The following is a 2414-nucleotide window of genomic DNA, read 5'->3' as shown; positions in this document are numbered from 1 at the left end:
GAGACCGCCAATCTTTACGAAGCGGTCGAAACCCTCCTCGATCGTGCAATCGATGCCGTCACCGATCCCGACGAAGAACGTGGCTGCATGATTTCGAGTGGCATGATCCAGTGCGGCGAGGACCATGCCGCCCTGGCCCGGGAATTGGCGGAGCGCCGAAGTATGATGCGCGACACCATCGCCCTGAAGCTCGAGCCCTGGCTGGATCGGAATCACGCCCCATCCCTGTCGCGCTACCTCGTCACCATCCTGCAGGGCCTTTCAGTCCAGGCACGCGACGGCGCCTCCCCGGAAGATCTGAAGCAGATCACGAGTGAGGTCGTGGCCGGCGTCAAGGCCCGGAACCTCTAAGATCGAATCCCGCGCCGGAAGGCGTCCGCCTTACCATCCGGGACCTCTGATATATATTTCAACGAATGAACATTCGACGGAAGACAATGCGGCGTCTAAGTTTTTGGCAATCGGTGTCCCGAATGGCCGCAGTGTTGTTTGTTCTGTTGGCAATCGGTCTGATAACTCCGTTCTCATCGGCTTCCGCGCAGGTGGCCATCGTGCTGAAACTGAACGGCGCCATCGGCCCAGCGACCGCCGATTATGTGAGACGCGGCTTTCAACGTGCAGAGGAGGATGGGGCCGGCCTGATTATCCTGCAGATGGACACGCCCGGCGGTCTCGACACATCCATGCGCGATATCATTCGTACCGTGCTTGCCTCGCCCGTGCCGGTGGCCGGTTTCGTAGCGCCGAGCGGAGCACGAGCCGCCAGCGCCGGCACGTATATTCTCTATGCGAGCCATATCGCAGCGATGGCGCCGGGCACCAATCTCGGCGCGGCGACACCGATCTCGCTTGGCGGCGGGTTCGATCCGAAGCCGGCCGAAGACCCCGCGGAAAAACCTGACGGGACACCGCAGCAATCTCCTCGTAGCGCCGGCGAGGCAAAAGCAATTAACGATGCGGTTGCCTACCTGCGTGGTCTTGCGGAATTGCGCAACCGCAATGCCGACTGGGCGGAACGTGCCGTGCGCGAGGCCGCGAGCCTTTCGTCCGAAGCCGCCATGCGCGAAAATGTCATCGACTTCACGGCGACCAATACCGAGGATCTCCTGGCGCAGGCGCAGGGTCGTGTCGTACAGGTCGGCCAGACCGACGTCCGGCTCGAAACCTCCGGCCTTGCCGTCCAGGATTTCGAGCCTGATTGGCGGACCCGATTTCTTTCGGTGATTACCGATCCGAACATTGCGCTCATCCTGATGATGGTCGGCATCTACGGCCTCATCTTCGAATTTCTCACCCCAGGCGACATCGTCGGCATTGGTGGCGACGGCAGCGTCACCGAAGGCAACCGCCCCGGCCGCGCCCGCACGGCTCGTATTGCCGATCGCCACGGAACCCTGGCCGATGGCAACATTGGCGTTACCGATGGCAACCACGCCGTTGGCCATATTGGCCGCCGTGGCGGTCGCCGTGCCGTCGGCATTGGCGATGTTGTTCGCACCACCCGTGAAGGCGCCGGTGCCGCTGGCGTAGCTCGGATCGCCTATGGCGACCGCGCCGTCGCCATAGGCGGTGTTGTCGTAGCCGATCGCGACGGCCTTGCCGCCGGTGGCGGTTGAGCTGGTGCCGATTGCGACTGCGTCGGCGGAGTTGGCAACAGCGCCGAGACCGGCTGCGATCGCATTCTGGGCGCTCGCGGTAGAATTGTTGCCGAGCGCTATGGAGGAGACACCTGTGGCCTGGGCTCCCGACCCCGCCGCGAGAGAACCGAACCCACTCGCCACGGCTTGATTGCCGAGTGCTGTGCCAAAATCGGCAGTTGCATTTGCGGCAGTACCGATCGCGGTGCCGGCAGTGCCGGAAGAGACCGCATTGGTGCCGATCGCGATGCTGTTGGGTATAGCCGTGTTGGCCTGAACGCCTGCAATCGCGCCGAGGCCGAGTGCAATGGACTGGTTGCCCCAGGCGCCAGCGTTCCTGCCCATCGCCATGGCGCTCGTGCCCGTCGATTGGCTTTGGCGCCCGATCGCGATGGCGTCGACCTGAGACGCCAGTACGTCCGTGCCGAGGGCGATGGCGCTCTCTTGAAGGGCGCCCTTTCCTGCAGCAGTTCGGTTGCCAAGATTGATGGCGTTGATCGCGGTCGAGGTCGCCTGGAAGCCGATGGCGATGGAATTCTGCTGGCTTGCGGTGGCGCTATTACCTTGGGCAATGGCATCCAGCCCGGACGCGTTCGCCCCAAACCCGAGCGCGGTGGCCCGCAGCCCGCCCGCTCGGGAAACATAGCCGAGCGCCAACGAGTTCGTTCCGTCGGCACGCGCGTTCAGGCCAAAGGCGGCCGCACCTGCACGTGCAACCGAGTTGACGCCAATGGAGCTTGCTCCGTCCCCAACGGCTTGGGCGTTCCCGCCCAGCGC

Annotated in this window: 3 pseudogenes; 2 read left to right on the top strand and 1 reads right to left on the bottom strand. The window is 63.8% G+C overall.

Going from position 1 to position 2414, the window contains the following annotated elements:
• Both ACE04I_RS16650 and ACE04I_RS16645 read left to right on the top strand, forming a co-directional pair.
• Positions 1–351 (top strand): annotated as a pseudogene (locus ACE04I_RS16650) (TetR/AcrR family transcriptional regulator); the annotation flags it as partial.
• A 65-nt stretch (positions 352–416) separates the two neighbouring features.
• Positions 417–1322 (top strand): annotated as a pseudogene (locus tag ACE04I_RS16645) (NfeD family protein); the annotation flags it as partial.
• On the opposite strand, the pseudogene ACE04I_RS16640 reads toward ACE04I_RS16645, so the two are convergent.
• Positions 1293–2414: pseudogene (locus ACE04I_RS16640) on the bottom strand (hypothetical protein); the annotation flags it as partial. The pseudogenes ACE04I_RS16645 and ACE04I_RS16640 overlap by 30 nt on opposite strands.

Source organism: Rhizobium moroccans (genome assembly GCF_057559155.1).
This window is presented reverse-complemented; position numbering and strand designations above follow the sequence as displayed.